The 16,643-nt window shown below is 69.3% G+C and carries 10 protein-coding genes and 2 pseudogenes; 5 read left to right on the top strand and 7 right to left on the bottom strand.

Features of this window, described 5'->3' with window-relative positions; translation table 11 throughout:
• The first annotated feature begins 178 nt into the window (after positions 1–178).
• Positions 179–361: a hypothetical protein gene (locus NRF20_RS39365; RefSeq protein ID WP_413754113.1), complete on the top strand. Its 183-nt coding sequence runs from the start codon at positions 179–181 to the stop codon at positions 359–361.
• Positions 362–403: 42 nt separating this feature from the next.
• On the opposite strand, the pseudogene NRF20_RS39360 reads toward NRF20_RS39365, so the two are convergent.
• Positions 404–952: pseudogene (locus tag NRF20_RS39360) on the bottom strand (transposase); the annotation flags it as partial.
• A gap of 508 nt (positions 953–1,460) precedes the next feature.
• Between NRF20_RS39360 and NRF20_RS39355 the strand changes: the two are divergent.
• Positions 1,461–2,846: an MFS transporter gene (locus tag NRF20_RS39355; RefSeq protein ID WP_398635094.1), complete on the top strand. Its 1,386-nt coding sequence runs from the start codon at positions 1,461–1,463 to the stop codon at positions 2,844–2,846.
• 54 nt (positions 2,847–2,900) lie between these two features.
• Here the strand turns inward: NRF20_RS39355 and NRF20_RS39350 are convergent, their stop codons facing one another.
• Positions 2,901–3,380, bottom strand: coding sequence for an NUDIX hydrolase (locus NRF20_RS39350; RefSeq protein ID WP_093900615.1), 480 nt, complete (start codon positions 3,378–3,380; stop codon positions 2,901–2,903).
• A 30-nt stretch (positions 3,381–3,410) separates the two neighbouring features.
• Entirely contained in the window at positions 3,411–5,012 is a 1,602-nt protein-coding gene (gene lnt / locus NRF20_RS39345) for an apolipoprotein N-acyltransferase (protein WP_398635093.1), read from the bottom strand.
• A 260-nt stretch (positions 5,013–5,272) separates the two neighbouring features.
• Between lnt and NRF20_RS39340 the strand changes: the two are divergent.
• A pseudogene (locus NRF20_RS39340) lies at positions 5,273–6,401 on the top strand (O-antigen ligase family protein).
• 39 nt (positions 6,402–6,440) lie between these two features.
• Here NRF20_RS39340 and NRF20_RS39335 read toward each other — a convergent pair.
• Together NRF20_RS39335 and NRF20_RS39330 are read right to left on the bottom strand one after the other, a co-directional pair.
• On the bottom strand, positions 6,441–7,004 hold the full coding sequence (locus tag NRF20_RS39335) for a hypothetical protein (RefSeq protein WP_413754112.1): 564 nt from the start codon (positions 7,002–7,004) through the stop codon (positions 6,441–6,443).
• A gap of 59 nt (positions 7,005–7,063) precedes the next feature.
• A complete protein-coding gene (locus tag NRF20_RS39330) occupies positions 7,064–7,849 on the bottom strand; it encodes a glutamate racemase (protein WP_398635090.1) in 786 nt (261 codons plus the stop codon).
• Positions 7,850–7,907: 58 nt separating this feature from the next.
• On the opposite strand from NRF20_RS39330, the gene NRF20_RS39325 reads away from it, so the two are divergent.
• Entirely contained in the window at positions 7,908–9,080 is a 1,173-nt protein-coding gene (locus NRF20_RS39325) for a glycosyltransferase (RefSeq protein ID WP_398635089.1), read from the top strand.
• Positions 9,081–9,132: 52 nt separating this feature from the next.
• Here NRF20_RS39325 and NRF20_RS39320 read toward each other — a convergent pair whose 3' ends face one another.
• Together NRF20_RS39320 and ltrA are read right to left on the bottom strand one after the other, a co-directional pair.
• Positions 9,133–10,458, bottom strand: coding sequence for a TerD family protein (locus NRF20_RS39320; RefSeq protein ID WP_398635088.1), 1,326 nt, complete (start codon positions 10,456–10,458; stop codon positions 9,133–9,135).
• Positions 10,459–10,718: 260 nt separating this feature from the next.
• The gene (ltrA, locus tag NRF20_RS39315) at positions 10,719–12,083 is read right to left on the bottom strand and encodes a group II intron reverse transcriptase/maturase (RefSeq protein WP_398635393.1); all 1,365 of its coding nucleotides are present in this window, start codon (positions 12,081–12,083) and stop codon (positions 10,719–10,721) included.
• A 1,430-nt stretch (positions 12,084–13,513) separates the two neighbouring features.
• Here ltrA and NRF20_RS39310 point away from each other — a divergent pair.
• Positions 13,514–16,474, top strand: coding sequence for a helix-turn-helix transcriptional regulator (locus NRF20_RS39310; RefSeq protein WP_413754111.1), 2,961 nt, complete (start codon positions 13,514–13,516; stop codon positions 16,472–16,474).
• Positions 16,475–16,643 lie beyond the last annotated feature (169 nt).

The raw sequence follows: 16,643 nt of genomic DNA, 5'->3' as shown, positions 1-16,643 counted from the left end.
CGGCTTCCCCGCACGGCCGCCGAACATCAGGTACGTGGGCGACCTCACGTACCTGCCCGTCGGCGTCGGTCGCCCACGGGAAGGCGTCGGAGAGGCTGGCCGGGACCGCAGGCGCAGGTGCTTCTGGAGGCGTCGCGGGGCGCGGACCGGGACCAGCTGATCGAGCTGCTGTACGACGATGGGGAGCGGCACGTCGAGACGGGGAGCGGCACGTCGAGAGGGACTCGCCGACTGCGAGGGCGACTACGACGGCGACCAGGTCCTGAACCACAAGGGCGAGGCCCTGGCTCTTGCTGACGGCCAGGGCGTCCGTGAGCAGTCGCAGACGGCAGGAGCGCCCCTGCCCGACGAGGGACTGTAAAACGTTCGGCTCTGTTCCGTAGTCGGTGGTGACGTTCCGTTGTCACGACAGAAGGATGCGGTGGCGGAGGAGGTCGAATCCTGCTCGGCCGTGTATCTGGCGCGTGATCCTCTTGGTGCGGGTGTTGACGCCTTCGGTGCGGCCGTTGTGGAAGCGCAGGGTCAGGCCGGCGTTGACGGCTGCGCGGTCGAGTTCCAGGCCGTTGCAGAAACTGTGCAGGTGGGGTAGGCCGGCCGCACGGGCGGCGGTGATCCACTCGGTGAGCCGGGTGCCGTTGCCCTTCGCCGGGGTCAGCAACTGGGCGAACTCGGCGACCAGTCTGGAGAGTTCGGTCATCTCGGGGCATGCGGTGGTGAGGGTCGACAGGAGCGCGGTGTCCTTGGTCCACAGGTGTTCGGGGTGAGTGAGCAGGAGCCGGGTCGCGTGGCGTGGGGTGGTCACCAGCCGGTTGCCCTCGGCTCGTCCCTGGGTGAGGTAGCGGACCAGGAGGTTGTGGCTGCCGGTATAGCCCTGGGTTTTGATCTCGCGGAACAGTTGCGTGACGGTCACCGCGGGCTCGGCCGCGCGCCGGGTGCGCAGGTGCTCGCGGTGTCGGAGCTTCGGTATGCCCACGGACCTTTCATCGCTTTGATGCCCCAACTGCAATCGGCGTGCGTCATCTGCAGGCGGCACCTATGTCGACGCTCCTGAACACCCACACCAAGTGGAGCACCACCGATTGGCACAGCCCACGACGCCCATCCGGCAGGAACCGCCCAACCGCAGCAGACAGCCTGCCGCGCCAGGCAGCCCGAACTCATGGTCTCCAGAGCCCTCCCCGCCAGGAAAAGCCGCAGATGGGCGCCTCTCTGCCGGTCGCCCCCAGCCGCTCCCCCTGGGGAGCGGCTGGGGAGTCCCCGGGCGAGGCGGGGAGCTCGTGGGGAGTCGCCTGCCGGCCTTCAATACGGTCCTCGAAGCAGTCTCGACGTGCCTGTCATAGTGGCCCCGCGCACACCCGGCCCGAGAACTATGGTGTCCCGCCACATGTGCCTCTGACCTGCCCATTCCTACGGTGTGGCGACACGAAACCGTCCCCACCAACCGTCCGGAAGTGGTGTTCATGGCTGCCTCGGCATCCGCCCCGCCGACCACCCGCTCACTCAAGCGCATCGTCGCCGCAAGCCTCATCGGGACCACTATCGAGTGGTACGACTTCTTCCTGTACGGGTCAGCTGCCGCGCTGGTCTTCAATAAGCTGTTCTTCCCCGAGTCCGAGCCGCTCGTCGGCACGCTCCTCTCCTTCCTCACCTACGCGGTCGGCTTCGCCGCCCGGCCGCTCGGTGCCCTGGTGTTCGGGCACTACGGCGACCGGCTCGGCCGCAAGAAGCTGCTGGTGCTCAGTCTGTTGATGATGGGCGGAGCGACGTTCGCCATCGGCCTGTTGCCGACGCATGCCACGGTCGGGGCTGCCGCCCCCGTGCTGCTCACCGTCCTGCGGCTGGTGCAGGGCTTCGCCCTCGGTGGTGAGTGGGGCGGGGCCGTGCTGCTTGTGTCGGAGCACGGGGACGCCAAGCGGCGCGGGTTCTGGGCCTCCTGGCCGCAGACGGGTGCGCCGGCCGGGCAGTTGCTCGCCACCGGGGTGCTCTCCGCGCTCACCGCGCTGATGTCGGACTCGGCCTTCGGGGCATGGGGCTGGCGTATACCGTTCCTGCTCTCCGGTGTGCTGGTGGTCGTCGGCTTGTGGATTCGTCTCTCTGTCGATGAATCACCGGTGTTCAAGGCGGCGCTGGCACAGGCCGAGGAGCGCAAGGCGGTCGCCGCGGCGGCCGAGAAGATGCCGCTCGTCGCCGTGCTGCGACACCACTGGCGCGATGTGCTGATCGCCATGGGAGCCCGGATGGCGGAGAACATCAGCTACTACGTCATCACGGCGTTCATCCTCGTCTACGCGACCACAGCAGCGGACCTGAGCAAGCAGACGGCGCTCAACGCGGTGCTCATCGCCTCGGCCGTCCACTTCTCGGTCATCCCGATGTGGGGCGCGCTGTCGGACCGGGTGGGGCGCAAGCCCGTCTATCTCGTCGGTGCGATCGGCGTGGCACTGTGGATGTTCCCGTTCTTCGCGCTGATCGACAGCCGCAGCTTCGGGAATCTACTGCTCGCCGTCACGGTCGGGCTCATCTTCCACGGGGCGATGTACGCGCCGCAGGCGGCCTTCTTCTCGGAGATGTTCGCGACCCGGATGCGGTACTCGGGCGCGTCGATCGGTGCCCAGTTCTCGTCGGTCGCGGCCGGCGCCCCGGCGCCGCTCATCGCCACCGCGCTGCTCGCGGACTTCCACAGCTCGACCCCCATCTCGCTGTATGTCATCGCCGCGGCACTCGTCACCGTGCTGGCGGTCGCCTGCGCCAAGGAGACCAGGAACCGGGATCTCGCGGACATCGAGGGGGCTGCCGCGGAGCCGGACGCATCCACGGCGCTGCCGGCCGACGCCCGGACCGTCTGAGCCCTGCTCGCCGGGCGGGCCCGAGACCCGGGCCCGCCCGGCGAGCACCGGATGTCACTGCTGGGCAGTGGGTTCGAACCAGGTGGGTTCGTCGGTCAGGGACTGCTTGATCCTGAAGAGCCCGAACTCGTTCAACGGCGGCAGCGCGTCCACCGGGAACCAGCCCACCTCCAGCGACTCGTCGTCGTTGACGCGTGCCTCGCCACCGGTCGCCCGGCAGCGGAAGGTGACGTCCAGATACTGGCAGCGGTCGCCGTTGGCGTACTGCACCGGTTCCAGGGCCTGTGTGAGCACCACCCGCTCCGCCACACAGCGCACAGCGGTCTCTTCGTACACCTCACGCTCCGCCGTCGCCGCCGGCTGCTCCCCCGGCTCGCAGATGCCGCCGATGACCGACCACTTGCCGGTGTCGGAACGGCGTCCGAGCAGCACTCGGCCCTCATCGTCGAAGACCACGGCGGTGACGCCCGGCAGCAGGAGCAGCTGTTGGCCCGCAGTGGCGCGGATCTCGCGGATGAAATCAGGAGTAGCCATGGGCCCGACCCTACGTGGCGCGCGAGTGGATCAGCGGCTCCGCCGGAGCCGTACCGAACGGACGGTGACCCAGCCGAGCCCCGCCACGGCGATCAGTGCGAGGACTCCTTCGGGGAGCGTGCCCATCCTGGTTGCGGGCGTGAGCGAGGACCTCAACGGCACCTCGTCCACCAGCGCGTCCGCGGTGAACAGCTTCGTCTGCTGGACGATCGTCCCGTCCGGACGGATGACCGCGCTGACCCCGCTGGTGACGGGAACAACGACGGACCTGCTGTGCTCGACCGCCCGCACCCTGGACATGGCCAGCTGCTGATAGGTCATCTCACTGCGCCCGAAGGTGGCGTTGTTGCTGGGTACGGTGATCAGTTGGCTGCCGTGCTCGACCGTGTCCCGTACGGCGTCGTCGAACGCCGCCTCGTAACAGGTCACGAGCCCCACGTTCGTACCTGCCAGATCGAAGACGCCGACCTTCTTTCCGGGGCCGAAGTCCCGCTGCACACGGTCCACGTCGGAGCTGAAGAGACGTACGAAGGAACGCATCGGGATGTACTCGCCGAACGGCTGGATGTGGCGCTTGTCGTATGTGCTGACGGGCCCCTTCTTCGGATCCCACTGGATGAGGGTGTTGCGCAGCTTGCCGGTGTCGGGCTCGACCACGGCCCCGATCACGGTGGGTACGCCGATCGCCTTCACCGCGTCGTCGATCACGATCCGGGCGTCGGCGTTCCGGTAGGGGTCGAGGTCGGAGGAGTTCTCCGGCCACAGGACGAAGTCGGGCTGGGGAACCTTGCCCGCCTTCACGTCCTGGGCGAGCCGTTCCGTGCGGCGCACATGGTTGTCGAGGACGGCGCGGCGCTGGGCGTTGAAGTCGAGTCCGAGCTGCGGCACATTGCCCTGGATCGCGGCGACGGTCGCTGTGCCGTCCTCGGCCGAGTCGTCCACGAGCGGCAGGGCGGCGAATGCGGCGGCGACGGGTACGAGGACGGTCGCGGCGGCTGCGGCGACGGCGGCCCGGGGCACCTCACGCGTGCTGCGGCAGGCGCGGAACTGACGTACCGCTTCATAGAGGCCGAAGCCGCACAGCACCACCGCGAAGGAGAGCAGCGGCGTGCCGCCCACGGCCGCGAGCGGCAGGAACACGCTGTCCGCCTGCCCGAAGGCGATCTTCCCCCAGGGAAAGCCGCCGAACGGCACCCTGGCCCGGATCCCCTCGTCGAGGATCCAGACAGCGGCGGCCCACACCGGCCAGCAGGCGAGGCGGGACACGGCGGCAATCCCGATGCAGCCGACCGCGATGAACAACGCCTCGGCCGCTGCGAGTGCCAGCCAGGGCACCGGACCGACTTCTTCGCCCGTCCAGTGCAGCAGCGGCAGCATGAAGCCCAGTCCGGCGAGCAGGCCGAGGCCGAACGCTGTACGCAGTCTGCGTTCGTGCAGCACCCAGCCGAGCAGGGCGAAGCCGGGCAGAACCAGCCACCACAGGGGTCGGGGCGGGAAGCTCAGGTACAGCAGCACTCCCGAAATCACGGCGGCTGCAGGCCGTACGAGCCGCGGCATCACCCGTCTCCCCCAGGACGTGGGGGTGGATGCAGGCCGCTGCGGGTCGTCGACTGGGGTGATGGTGGCGGTCACCCGGCGGAGTCTACGGTGGTCGGCAGTGTGTCAGGCAGCCCCGCTCGCGTGATGGAACCCCTCGCGCCGGATCGTTTCACCACTTTCCCGCACAGATCCGGGCCGCGGGCATTACCGTGTCCGCCAGCCCCCCCACCGATCGGCCGTGTCCGGCCGATCGCGAACGGGACGGTCACAGGTCGGGGGCGAACGTGACGATTGCACCAGCGGGGCGGGGCCGGGCGCGGGAACGCGGCAACGCTTCCGACGGAGCCGGGGCCGTGATCCTCGCCGCCTGCGCGATCTGGTCGTTGATCAGCGCCGCCGGTCGGGAGACCGGTCCGGAGGGTGTCCTGCCGGCTCTGCTCGCCGTCGCCGCGGGCTTCGCCTGTGGACGGATCTGCGGAACGCTGCTCCCGCTGGCGACGGCCACGGTTGCCGCCATGGGGGCGCTCCTCACGGGGCTCCTCTCGCGTCATGGCATGCCTGGCGCCACGGCCACGGTGGACACGGCGCCCGGTCACGCCGGGGCTGCCACCGCACTGCTGGGGCTCGCCGCGGGCGCCCGCCTGCTGCGGCGGCGGCGTCCCGGCAGCACCACTGCGGTGCTCCCTGCGGCTGCTGGCGCTCGGCACGGCCTGCGCCGCGCTGGCGCTGCGCTCGGTGGCCGGGTTCGCCGCGGCACTCGGGGTGCTGCTGTGTTCGCTGGCCGCCGCCAGGATGCGACAACGGCTGCTCGGCCTCGCCGGGCTCGCCCTGGCCACCGGTCTCGCCGTCGCTACGTCCTGGGCGGTCGCCGCGGACGCGCTGCCCCAGGGCCTCATGGTGTCCCTGGAGGGTCCGCTCACCGCGCACCGGGTGCTGCTGTGGCAGGACGCGTTGGAGCTGACCGGCGAACATCCGGTGCTGGGCATCGGCCCCGGACGGTTCGCCGAGCTGAGCCCCACCGTGAAGCAGACCGTCCACTCCGACGGCAAGCCGCACTCGGCGCCTCTGCAGCAGGCGGCCGAGCAGGGGGTGGTGGGGGTGGGGCTGCTGGGGTCGGCCTTCGGCTGGCTGCTGTACGTGCTGTGGCGGTCGCCCCGCACCACGGCCGTCGTCCTGACGGCGGGCGCCGCGCTCACCGCACTCGCGGTGCTGGCGAGCGTCGGCAATGCGCTGAGCTTCCCTCCGGTGACCGCGGGCGCTGGGCTGCTCGCGGGGCTGGCGTCGGCCCGGCGGCCCATTGGCGACGGTACGACAGGGGCGGACGGTACGGACGAGGCACGTGGACCGGATGGCGCGGATCAGGCACGTGGTCCGGACGACGTACATCAGGTACGTGGTCCGGAGGGAACAGATGGGGCGGCCGTCCGTCCCGGCGAAGCAGCCCGCCGCACACGGCGAACGGACCGCTCCACCCCGCTCTGAGCCGGTCGCGAGTCCCGAAGGCAACGCATCGGGCCGAGATCAGGCCCCGGCCGGTGCGCCGGTCGCCGACAGGTGCAGGCGTTCGCGGATGAACTGTACGCCCGCTTCCGCGTCGTCGACCGTGATGGTGAACGTCCTGCCGTCACCGAGCCGGAGCACCAGGCCCTCGCCCCTGCGGACCACCACGGCCGTACCCTGGTCGGGACGCCAGCGGTAGCCCCAGCCTCCCCACTGGCGCGGGGTGACCTGGGGTGCGAACTCCGCGCCCACCACATGGGTGAGCAGAATCCGGCGGCGCGGCAGGCCCATGTGGCCGCAGCGCACTTCGAGAGCGTCCCCGTCGACCCTGACGGCCACGTTCACAAAGGCGAGTGTGCCGAACAGCATGAGCAGTCCGGCGGCCACGCAGCCGATCACCGACATCAGCAGCGGGGCGGTTGCGGAGGCCCAGTCGGAGGTGACGGCCAGCTGGATGCCGAGCGCCAGACAGGCCGCGCCTGCGGCGGCGAGTACCCACTGGGCCCGGTTGGTGGCCCGGCCGATCCAGACGTCGGAGTGGGGGTCGGCTCCGGTGTGCCTCGGTTTTCGGGGGTGGTCCCTCATGTCAAGCAGCGTACTTAAGATTCCGCACGCCGGGGATGGGCCCGATGGCCTCCGCCGGGTCAGCGGGCGGGGCTGACGGCCCCCAGCAGTTGCCCCTCGGCGTAGGCCAGAGCGGTTTCCGGCAGCTCGGCGGTGCGCCCGCTGAGGAGGACGGTGAGGCCGTCGGCCGATTCGGCCGACGGAGCGGGTTCGACCCCGATTCGGCGCAGTGCCTGGGCGGCGACGGCACCGGCGGAGCCGTGCAGCGCGACCGGAGGCCGACCGGGCTGCCGCACGGCGGCACGGATGCGTTCGGCGACCAGTTCGTAATGGGTGCAGCCCAGGACCACGGCCCGCACATCGCGCGGGGTGAGTGCGGCGGCCGCGGCGATGGCCCGGTCGATCGCCGGTTCGTCCGCGTGCTCCACGGCGTCGGCGAGACCCGGGCACGGGACCTCGGTGACGGCGACGGAGCCGGCGAATTCCCGGATGAGTCCGCGCTGGTAGGGGCTGCCCGTGGTGGCGGGCGTGGCCCAGATCGCGACGGGGCCGCCACCGGCGACGGACGGCTTGATGGCCGGCACGGTGCCGATGACCGGCAGTGCGGGTTCCAGCTCGGCGCGGAGCGCCGGCAGGGCGTGGACGGAGGCCGTGTTGCAGGCGACGATCAGTGCGTCGGGCCGGTGGGCGGCGGCCGCGCGGGCCACGTCCAGCGCGCGGGCGGTCACGTCCTCGGGGGTACGCGGCCCCCAGGGCATGCTGCCGGGGTCCGAGGAGAGCACCAGATCGGCGTCGGGCCTGAGCCGGCGTACCGCGGCGGCGGCCGCGAGCAGGCCGATTCCGGAATCCATGAGCGCGATCTTCACCCGGTCACCTTAGTCGACCGCCCTTGCGGTTCCGTCACAGTGGGGCAGACTGCGGCAAATGAGTGCCGTTGCCTGGATCGCCGTGGGTTCGCTGGCCGCATGGGTGTGGCTGCTGCTGGGACAAGGGTTCTTCTGGCGGACCGATCAGCGGCTGCCGCGCCGGGAGGCCCTGGAGCACTGGCCGTCCGTGGCGATCGTCGTGCCCGCACGTGATGAGGCCGACATGCTGCCGGTGAGTCTGCCGTCGCTGATGGCGCAGGACTATCCGGGGGCCGCGGAGATCTTCCTCGTCGACGACTGCAGCAAGGACGGCACAGGGGACGTCGCCCGTGCGCTGTCCGTACGGCATGGGGGCCTGCCGGTGACGGTGGTGTCGCCCGGTGAGCCGGAGCCGGGATGGACGGGCAAGCTCTGGGCCGTGCGGCACGGGATCTCGCTGGCCCGGGCCCGGGAGCCGGAGTTTCTGCTGCTGACGGACGCGGACATCGCGCATGAGCCGGACAGCCTGCGGGGGCTGGTCGCCGCTGCCGTCTCGGGCGGGTTCGATCTGGTCTCGCAGATGGCCCGGCTGCGGGTGTCGAGTGTCTGGGAGCGGCTGGTCGTACCGGCCTTCGTGTACTTCTTCTCGCAGCTCTATCCGTTCCGGTGGGTGAACCGGGCGGGAGCGCGGACGGCTGCGGCGGCAGGTGGATGTGTGCTGCTGCGGACCGGGGCGGCGGAACGGGCGCGGGTGCCGGAGTCGATCCGGCAGGCGGTGATCGACGATGTGTCGCTGGCGCGGGCGGTGCAGCGCAGCGGCGGCCGGATCTGGCTGGGGCTCGCGGAGCGGGTGGACAGCGTCCGGCCGTATCCATGGCTGGCGGATCTGTGGCGGATGGTGTCACGGAGCGCGTACGCCCAGTTGCGGCACAGTCCGCCGCTGCTCCTCGGGACGGTGCTGGGGCTCGCGCTGGTCTATCTCGCGCCGCCGGTCACGCTCGTCGCCGGGCTGCTGGGCGGTGCTCCGGTGGCGGCGTGGGCGGGCGGGGTGGCGTGGGCGGTGATGGCCGGGACGTACATGCCGATGCTGGGCTACTACCGGCAGTCGCTGTGGCTGGCGCCGCTGCTGCCGTTCACCGCTGTGCTCTATCTGCTGATGACCGTCGATTCGGCGGTTCAGCACCACCGGGGGCGGGGCGCGGCCTGGAAGGGGCGTACATACGCCCGTCCCGAGGCCGCGCCGGACCGTTGAGCGGAGCCGTCCGTGGGCCGATGGCAGCAGTGCCGGCCGGACCCCCGGGGGGTCATTTACGGCCGGGGGTCCAGTTCATGCCCCACCCATAGGCGTAGTCGATGGTGCGCTGCGGGCTCACTCCGCGCTCGGGTACGAGGTAGCGGGCCTCGCGCTGCACCGTGAGGTCTCCCCCGTTGTTGGTGAGGAGGGCGAGCGCGCAGACGGTGGACGGGACGGTGCATTCGTCGAGGGAGAAGTCGATCGGGGCGCCGTGCTGGGGCCGGAGGGTGACGGTCGCGTGGAGATCGGCGAAACTCCGGGCGCCTTCATAGATGGTGACGAAGATCAGGACGCGGCGGAGCTTGTCCTTCTGGTCGAGGTTGATGGTGAGGTTCTCGCCGGTGGAGACGGCGCCGGTGCGGTCGTCTCCGTCGAGGTGGATATACGGGGGCTGCCGGAGTGCGCCGAACGCGTTTCCGAGCGCCTGTACGACTCCCTTGCGGCCGTCGGTGAGTTCGTAGAGGGCGCAGAGATCGAGGTCGAGGTCCGCGTGGTTGGCGACCGCTCTGCCGAGTTTGCTTCCCCAGCCCTTGAACTGTTTGCGCACTTCCCAGTTGAGATTGACCCGGAGTGCTCCAGAAGTGCCGCCCTGTTTGGCGAGGGAGACCGATGGCGCGTCCTTGGTGAGAGTCACCTTCGACAGACGGACCGGCGGGGTGGCCGGGGTTACGGGAGGTGCCGGCGGCGCCGTCGGCGGCGCGGGCGGGAGGACCGGCGGGGGTGGCGGCAGATGGTCGACCCGCGTTCCCCGCTGGGGCTGTTGAGGCGATTGGGGTTGTTGATACGACTGTGGCTGCTGTGGTTCGTCGACGGAAATACCGAAGTCCGTCGCGAGACCTTCGAGGCCGGTGCTGTATCCCTGACCGACGGCACGGAATTTCCAGGCGCCCTGGCGTCGGTAGAGCTCGCCGAGAATGAATGCGGTCTCGACCGTCGCATCCGCACTGTCGAAGCGTGCGATCTCCGAGCCGTCCGCCACGTCCGTGATCCGTACGTACAGCCCCGTCACCTGCCCGAAGGTGCCGCCGTCCGCGGAAGCTGCCAGGACCACGCGCTCGATGGCCGGCTCGATGCGCGCCAGGTCGACCGCGAGGCTGTCCGTCACCCCGTCACCGGCGGTCCGCTTGCCCTCGTGGCGCACCGCGCCGGATGCGTGGGAGGGCTGGTTGTAAAAGACGAAGTCGGCGTCGTTGCGCACCTTTCCCGACACGACAAGGAGCGCCGAGCCATCGACGTCCGGTGTCCCCGGGGAGGTGCGCCACCCCAGTTCGACCCGCACGGCGTGAGCCGCCACCGGAACATTGGCTCCTTTTAGCATGGTCATGTCCGCCCCCATCGCGAGTCCGGCTGCCCGAAGACTTTTCTCCGCCAACCTAATCCCCCGCCCCTCACGGGGCCTACAGCGGCGCAGTAACCGTCCGGCGATCCGCCGGTAACCCCCCGGGAACCCATCCTGGAGGGCGACATGGCTGACGAGAAGTGGCTGCAAGCCCTTAGTAGGGTCGGGGACTGGCGCGGTGGCTTCCGCTCCGTTTCCAGCCCCCGCCGCTTCAAACCGTGCATGCGGTTCTCCCGCACACGGCTTTCCGACATCGTTCACCGCTGGGCATGCGCTGCCACCCCGCGTACGTTCCCGGTCAGACGGTAGACCCCGAGCCGGGTGGTCCACTCATAGGTGTAGTGGGTGGTCCAGTTCCGACCCTTGAGGCCGTGTTTTCGGCTGGCAAAGATCGCCAGCCGCTCGTGGACGTAGCCGTCGACCGCGTTGAACTTCCGTCCGGAGTTCCCGTTGCGGAAGTACGCCGCCCAACCCCGCAGGACGGGGTTGAGGTCGGCCACCACGGCGGCCACCGGCCGTTCGGTCCGGGAACTGGAGGTAGCGGCACGGACCTTGTCCCGCAGCACCCCCAACGCCCTGGCCGAGGGCCAGCGTTGCAGGTAGAACCTGCCCCGCCGCTTCCACGACTCCACCTTGCGGTGATGGAAGCCGAGGAAATCGAAGCCCTGCCCGCCTTCACGAAGGCAGACGATGCCGGTCTTCTCGGGGTGCAACCGCATCCCGAGACCACCCAGCACATGCGCCGCCAGTTCACGCGCCTGCTCGGCGCGTTCCCTGGTCGGTGACAGGACCACGAAGTCATCGCAGTAGCGCACCAACTCCCCCAGCCTTCGCCCGTGTTCTCGCCATGCCTCGTCGAGGACATGCAGGGCGATATTGGCGAGCAAGGGGGAAATCGGTGAGCCCTGTGGGGTTCCCGCCCCGGTCGGGGAGGTAACCCCGCCCTCCAGCACTCCCATCCGCAACCACGCCCGGATCAGCTTCAGCACCGACCGGTCGACCACACGCCTCGCCAACTGAGCGACGAGTGCGTCATGATCAATCGTCCCGAAGCAGTCGCGGATATCGGCCTCCAACACCCACTCCCGCCCTTGGTTCGCAGCCACGCGCACTGCCTCGCACGCGTCGATCGCGGACCTCCTGGGCCGGAACCCATAGCTCGCGTCGGTGAACCCGGCCTCGAAGACAGGTTCGAGAACCAGCTTCGCGGCCGTCATCACCACCCGGTCCGCCACGGTGGGAATCGAGAGCGGCCGGAATTCTCCCGGCCGCCCCGGCTTGGGAATCTGGACCCGCCGCAGCACCGACGGACGATACGTATGCGTCCGCAACCGCTCCGACAGGTCCTTCAGGAACACCTCCACCCCGGCGGCGGCCACCGCGTCGACGGACACGCCGTCCACGCCCGGCGCGCCCCGGTTCGCACACACGACCGACCATGCCCGCCACAAGACGTCCATGCGGTGGACGTGGCAATACAGGGCATGGAACCGTCGTTCGGGTTCTTGCTCGGCACAGCGGTAGAGCGTCCACTGCAAGGCTCGGACCTTGTCCAGAGGCCGGCCGCCCGGTCCTGCGGGGCCTTCCTCCCGGCGGATGGATCTAGCCGTTTCGGCACTCATCCGGGCACCTCCCTGTTCGTGTCACGCATCGATGAAGCAGGGGCCCTTCGCTCCTGACGGGTTGTGTTGTCCCGCCGATCAGCACTACTACGACCCCCTCCGACTGCCTCTCGGCAGCCCGCCACTTCCCGGTTCGGCCGGTTATAGGCGGGCCACGCTCCCGGACCGCACATCCGGGGCCGAGTAGGCCCTCTCCAGTTCCCAGGACAACCTTCCGACCATTCCACGCTCCTTACGCCGGGAGGTTCTTCGGCACCCGCTCCAGGTTCCCGGACGCCTTCCATGGCCTTCGCCAGATCATCACGGGCTCGGCACCTCCTTGGCCCGCCCCGCAGGGCGAGCTGGAATTAACGACGCTGCAAGCTTCACTTCATGTTGCGGACTGGTCGGTCGCACGCCCCCGAAGGACGCATGTCACCCCACTTCGACGCCGCCCTCTCAAACGACGCCGGGAGTCAGCTACCGGGGACCCTGGCGTCTCCCCGGACCGGACTTGCACCGGCTGGCTGCCCTGAACTTGACGTCCGGTTACATCTGTTCACATCCCTTCTGGGTCGCGATGACGCCCGGACTGCTGGACGTACGATGATCGATTCCAAGGGGGCAGTGGGCCGAGTCTCGCCCGTGCCTGATGAGGGCGCTGCAGATGCGTGAGGAGGCCGGACACCCAGCGCGTACTGCGGGGCATCCGTGATCCACTCGCTGATCGCGATGAGCGAGCGGACCCCGTCAGCACCGCCGCGACGGCCGCGCACAGCAACGCGACCGCCGGATACCTAAATCCCCGCACATCGCGGGGATCGGCGACCAGGGTCAGGAAACGTCGCAGGTGAGCCTTGACGTGAGGGAATCACTCGTGGAGCCCGGTTGCTCCAGCACGGAAGGGATGGGCGATGATGTCCGGGCAGACGCGGCCGGCTGCCGTCACTGTTTCTCTGCGCAGCATCGACCGATGGACGGCCGGCCACCTCAAGCGGATGCCGTGGCCGAGCACCTGCAGAGTCCTTCCCGGCCGGCCACCCCCCGAAGCGGCGGCGGCCAGCGGAGCGAACGACTGGGGCCGCCGCAAGGCGCGCGAGGAGAAGGAACTCGACCAGCTCCCTGTACAAGTCCGGGCGGTGCTGACGGCGCCGTGTCCGAAAAGTGACCCATATACGGCGTGTCACACGGTGACTGCGACCTGATACCCGCGCCCCGCCCCCGGAAGAGACCGCCCGGGGCCCGGCGCCGCAGCGAATCCCACGTCCCCCCGTATCTACATTTTCAGCCACTTCCCCATACCGGCGGATGGACAGCAGACGACGCCGAGCACGCTACTTACCAGCGGAATTCACTTTTCCGTTTTCATTTGATCAAGATGAACTCCATTCGTTCGAATCCACTTGCTATGTTTGCAGCCCTGGGAGATCTGACCGTGCACAGGGGGCAGGATGGAAGCTCAGCAGATGGCTCAACTCATCGACCGAGAAGGCGAGTTGAGTGCGCTGAACGCCCTACTCACCAGTGCGGGAGCGGGGCGCAGTAGCATCGCACTGGTCAGCGGGCCGACCGGCAGCGGGAAAACGCAATTGCTACAAACATTCTGTAAACAGGTGGAAAACTCTAACGCCATCTTGCTGACCGCCGTAGCGTCCCGTGCCGAATGCGAGCTCCCGCTGGGCGTGATGGATCAGCTCTTCAGAAGTGAGGCGCTCCCCCCTGAGTTCCGCGACCGGGTCAACGAGCTGCTGTCGGAAGAGCTCTCCACCAGCCGTAGAACGGGCTCCGACCCCGTCCTGATGAACCAGCCGAGCATCGCAGTGGCCCATGGCCTCCGGTCGTTGCTGCTGGAGCTGGGCGAGCGCGGGCCCGTGGTGGTGAGCATCGACGATCTGCAGTACGCCGACGCGCCCTCCCTCCAGGTGCTGTTGTTCCTGCAACGCCGCATGAAGGCCTCGCGGACGCTGCTGCTGCTCGCCGAACAGTCGACGGTCCGTTCGCCCCACCCGGTCTTCCACGCCGAGCTGTTCCGGCAGCCGAACTGCCGCAAGATACGGCTGGGGATGCTGTCCCGTTCCGGTGCGCACACCATGATTGGAACCAGACTCGGCCAGGCCAAGGCACTGGAGCTCGCCGAGGCCTACCAGGAGGCCTCGGGCGGAAGCCCGTTGTTCCTGTCCGCACTGCTGGACGACTACGAGGCGGTCCACCGGCTCAACGCCAGCAGCCACGAGAGCGAACCCGCCGTCCCCCAGGAGGCTTTCCGCAATGCGCTGATGGGCTGCCTGTACCTGGCGGAGCCGGCGGTCCTCGAAGTCGCGCGGGCGGTGGCCGCGGTGGGCAAGGTCATATCGTCCGTGTCGATCGGCCACATCCTCGGCCTGGACACGGCCACGGTGGAGCATGCGATCGCCTCACTCACCGCCACCGGCCTGCTGAACTCGGGGAACTTCCGGCATCCCGCCGCGCATACGGCCATCCTGGAACAGGTGGCGCCCGAAGGCCGGCACGAATTGCACCTGCGGGTCGCGGCCGCCCTCCAGAACGACGGCGTGCCACCGGTTGTGGTAGCAGAACAGCTCGTCGCGGCGGGCAAGGCGCCCGAAGAGTGGATGATCAATGTCCTGAGGGACGCAGCGCATTCCGAACTCGCCGCGGCCAGATCCGGCATGGCCTGCGAATACCTCGAACTGGCCCTGACCTACTGCACCGACAGCCGGCAGCTGACGGCGCTCACCGCGGACCGTATGCGCATCGACTGGCAGAAGTGCCCACTGAAGGCCATGCGCCACGCGATACGATTAAAACAGGCCCTGCGTGACGGGCACTTGACCAACCAGGACACGGGCCTGCTGGTACGCAACCTCCTGTGGCACGGCCGGTACAGCGAGGCACGCGAGACGCTCACCCTCTGGGAGGCACGCGACTCCGGGACCCGTAGCGCCCCGTCGGAGGAACTCGCAGCCTTCAACGCCTGGATGACGTACTCGCATCCTTCGCTGGTGGCCGTTCCCTCAGGCTCGCCCGGTTCGTCCGGCTCTGCTGTGTCCTCCGCTGCCTCCAACTTCCCGGATTCCGCTGCTTCCTACACTGCCTACGGCGCCTTCGGGTCGCCGACCGGGGCCGAACCGGAGACAGGTCTGGGTCCGGTACGCTCCCACGGACGCCAGGCGATCACCGTGCTGTGCCGTCTGCTCACCCAGGGCGCGGATGACGAGGCCGTGACCAGCGCCGAGGGGGTCCTCCACAGCGTCGGCCTGGGTGTTGCCACGCTTGAGTCGTTGCACGCCGCCCTGCTCACGCTGATCTGCGCCGACCGCCCGGACAAGGCCGCTTCCTGGTGCGAAGAACTACTGAAGGAGGCGGCGGACCAGGGCTCGCCAACCTGGCAGGCAGTGTTCGCGGCGGTACGCGCTGACGCGGCCTTCCGCCAGGGCGACATGGCCACCGCCGTGCAGCACAGTGAGGCCGCGCTCACCCAACTCCCCATAGCCTCCTGGGGCGTCGCCATAGGCGCCCCGCTGGCGACTCTGATCCTCGCCACGACCATGATGGGCCAGTACGACAAGGCAGTGAAGTACGTCAGATTACCGGTGCCGGACACCCTCTTCGACGCCCGGTACGGACTCCATTACCTCAACGCGCGCGGGCACTTCCATCTCTCGACGAACCGGCCTGTGGCGGCGCTCGCCGACTTTGAGAGCTGTGGCCGTCTGATGGAGGCCTGGGGACTCGACCTGCCGTCCGTGATCTCCTGGCGCAGCGGCGCCGCCGAAGCCGCGCTGGCCCTCGGACAGAAGAGCAGGGCCAAAATGCTCATGGAGGAGCAGCTGACCCGTCCTGGAACGCACCAGCCGCGCACCCGGGGGGCATCGCTCCGGCTGCTGGCCGCGGCCGGCGATCTGGAGGACCGGCCGGCACTCCTCCAGCAGGCCGTACGGCTGCTGCAACCGGACACCGGCCGCTTCGAACTCGCCCGCGCACTGGCCGATCTCAGCGACACGTACCGGCAGTTGGGCGATGCGGACCGGGCCAGGGGGACGGCGGACAGGGCGGCCGAGATGATGAAGTCGTGCCAGGCGTGGACGGAGTGGGAACAGCCGCTGCCGGTAGCGCGGCCCTCGCACCCGCCGACCGTACCGGCGGAGCGACACGCTGACGGGCGTCACAACGATGGACGGCACGCAGAACAGAAGCCGACCGGCGCCGAAGCACTGACCGACGCGGAGCGACGCGTCGCCGAGCTGGCCGCGATGGGAGCGACCAACCGGGCGATCGGGCGGAAGTTCTACATCACGATCAGTACCGTCGAGCAACACCTCACCAGGGTCTACCGCAAGCTGGACGTCAGCCGGAGAAGCGATCTGGCCGCGAGGCTCAACATCGTTTCGACAGAGGCCGAGTCCGCTTGAGCGGCCTCTCGGGGGCAGGGAGCAGTGCTCCTGCCAGCGAGGCCAGCAGCGCGTACCAGCCGTCGACCGCGGCCTCGGCATGCTGCCGGCCATGGCACGCATGTCCGATGCCCGTAGCCGATGACCGGGAAATCCTCGTCCTGGCCCTCGGCCGGATAGGCGCCGTGGA

This window comes from Streptomyces sp. R-74717 (assembly GCF_047305335.1).
GTDB lineage: Bacteria > Actinomycetota > Actinomycetes > Streptomycetales > Streptomycetaceae > Streptomyces > Streptomyces atratus.
This window is presented reverse-complemented; position numbering and strand designations above follow the sequence as displayed.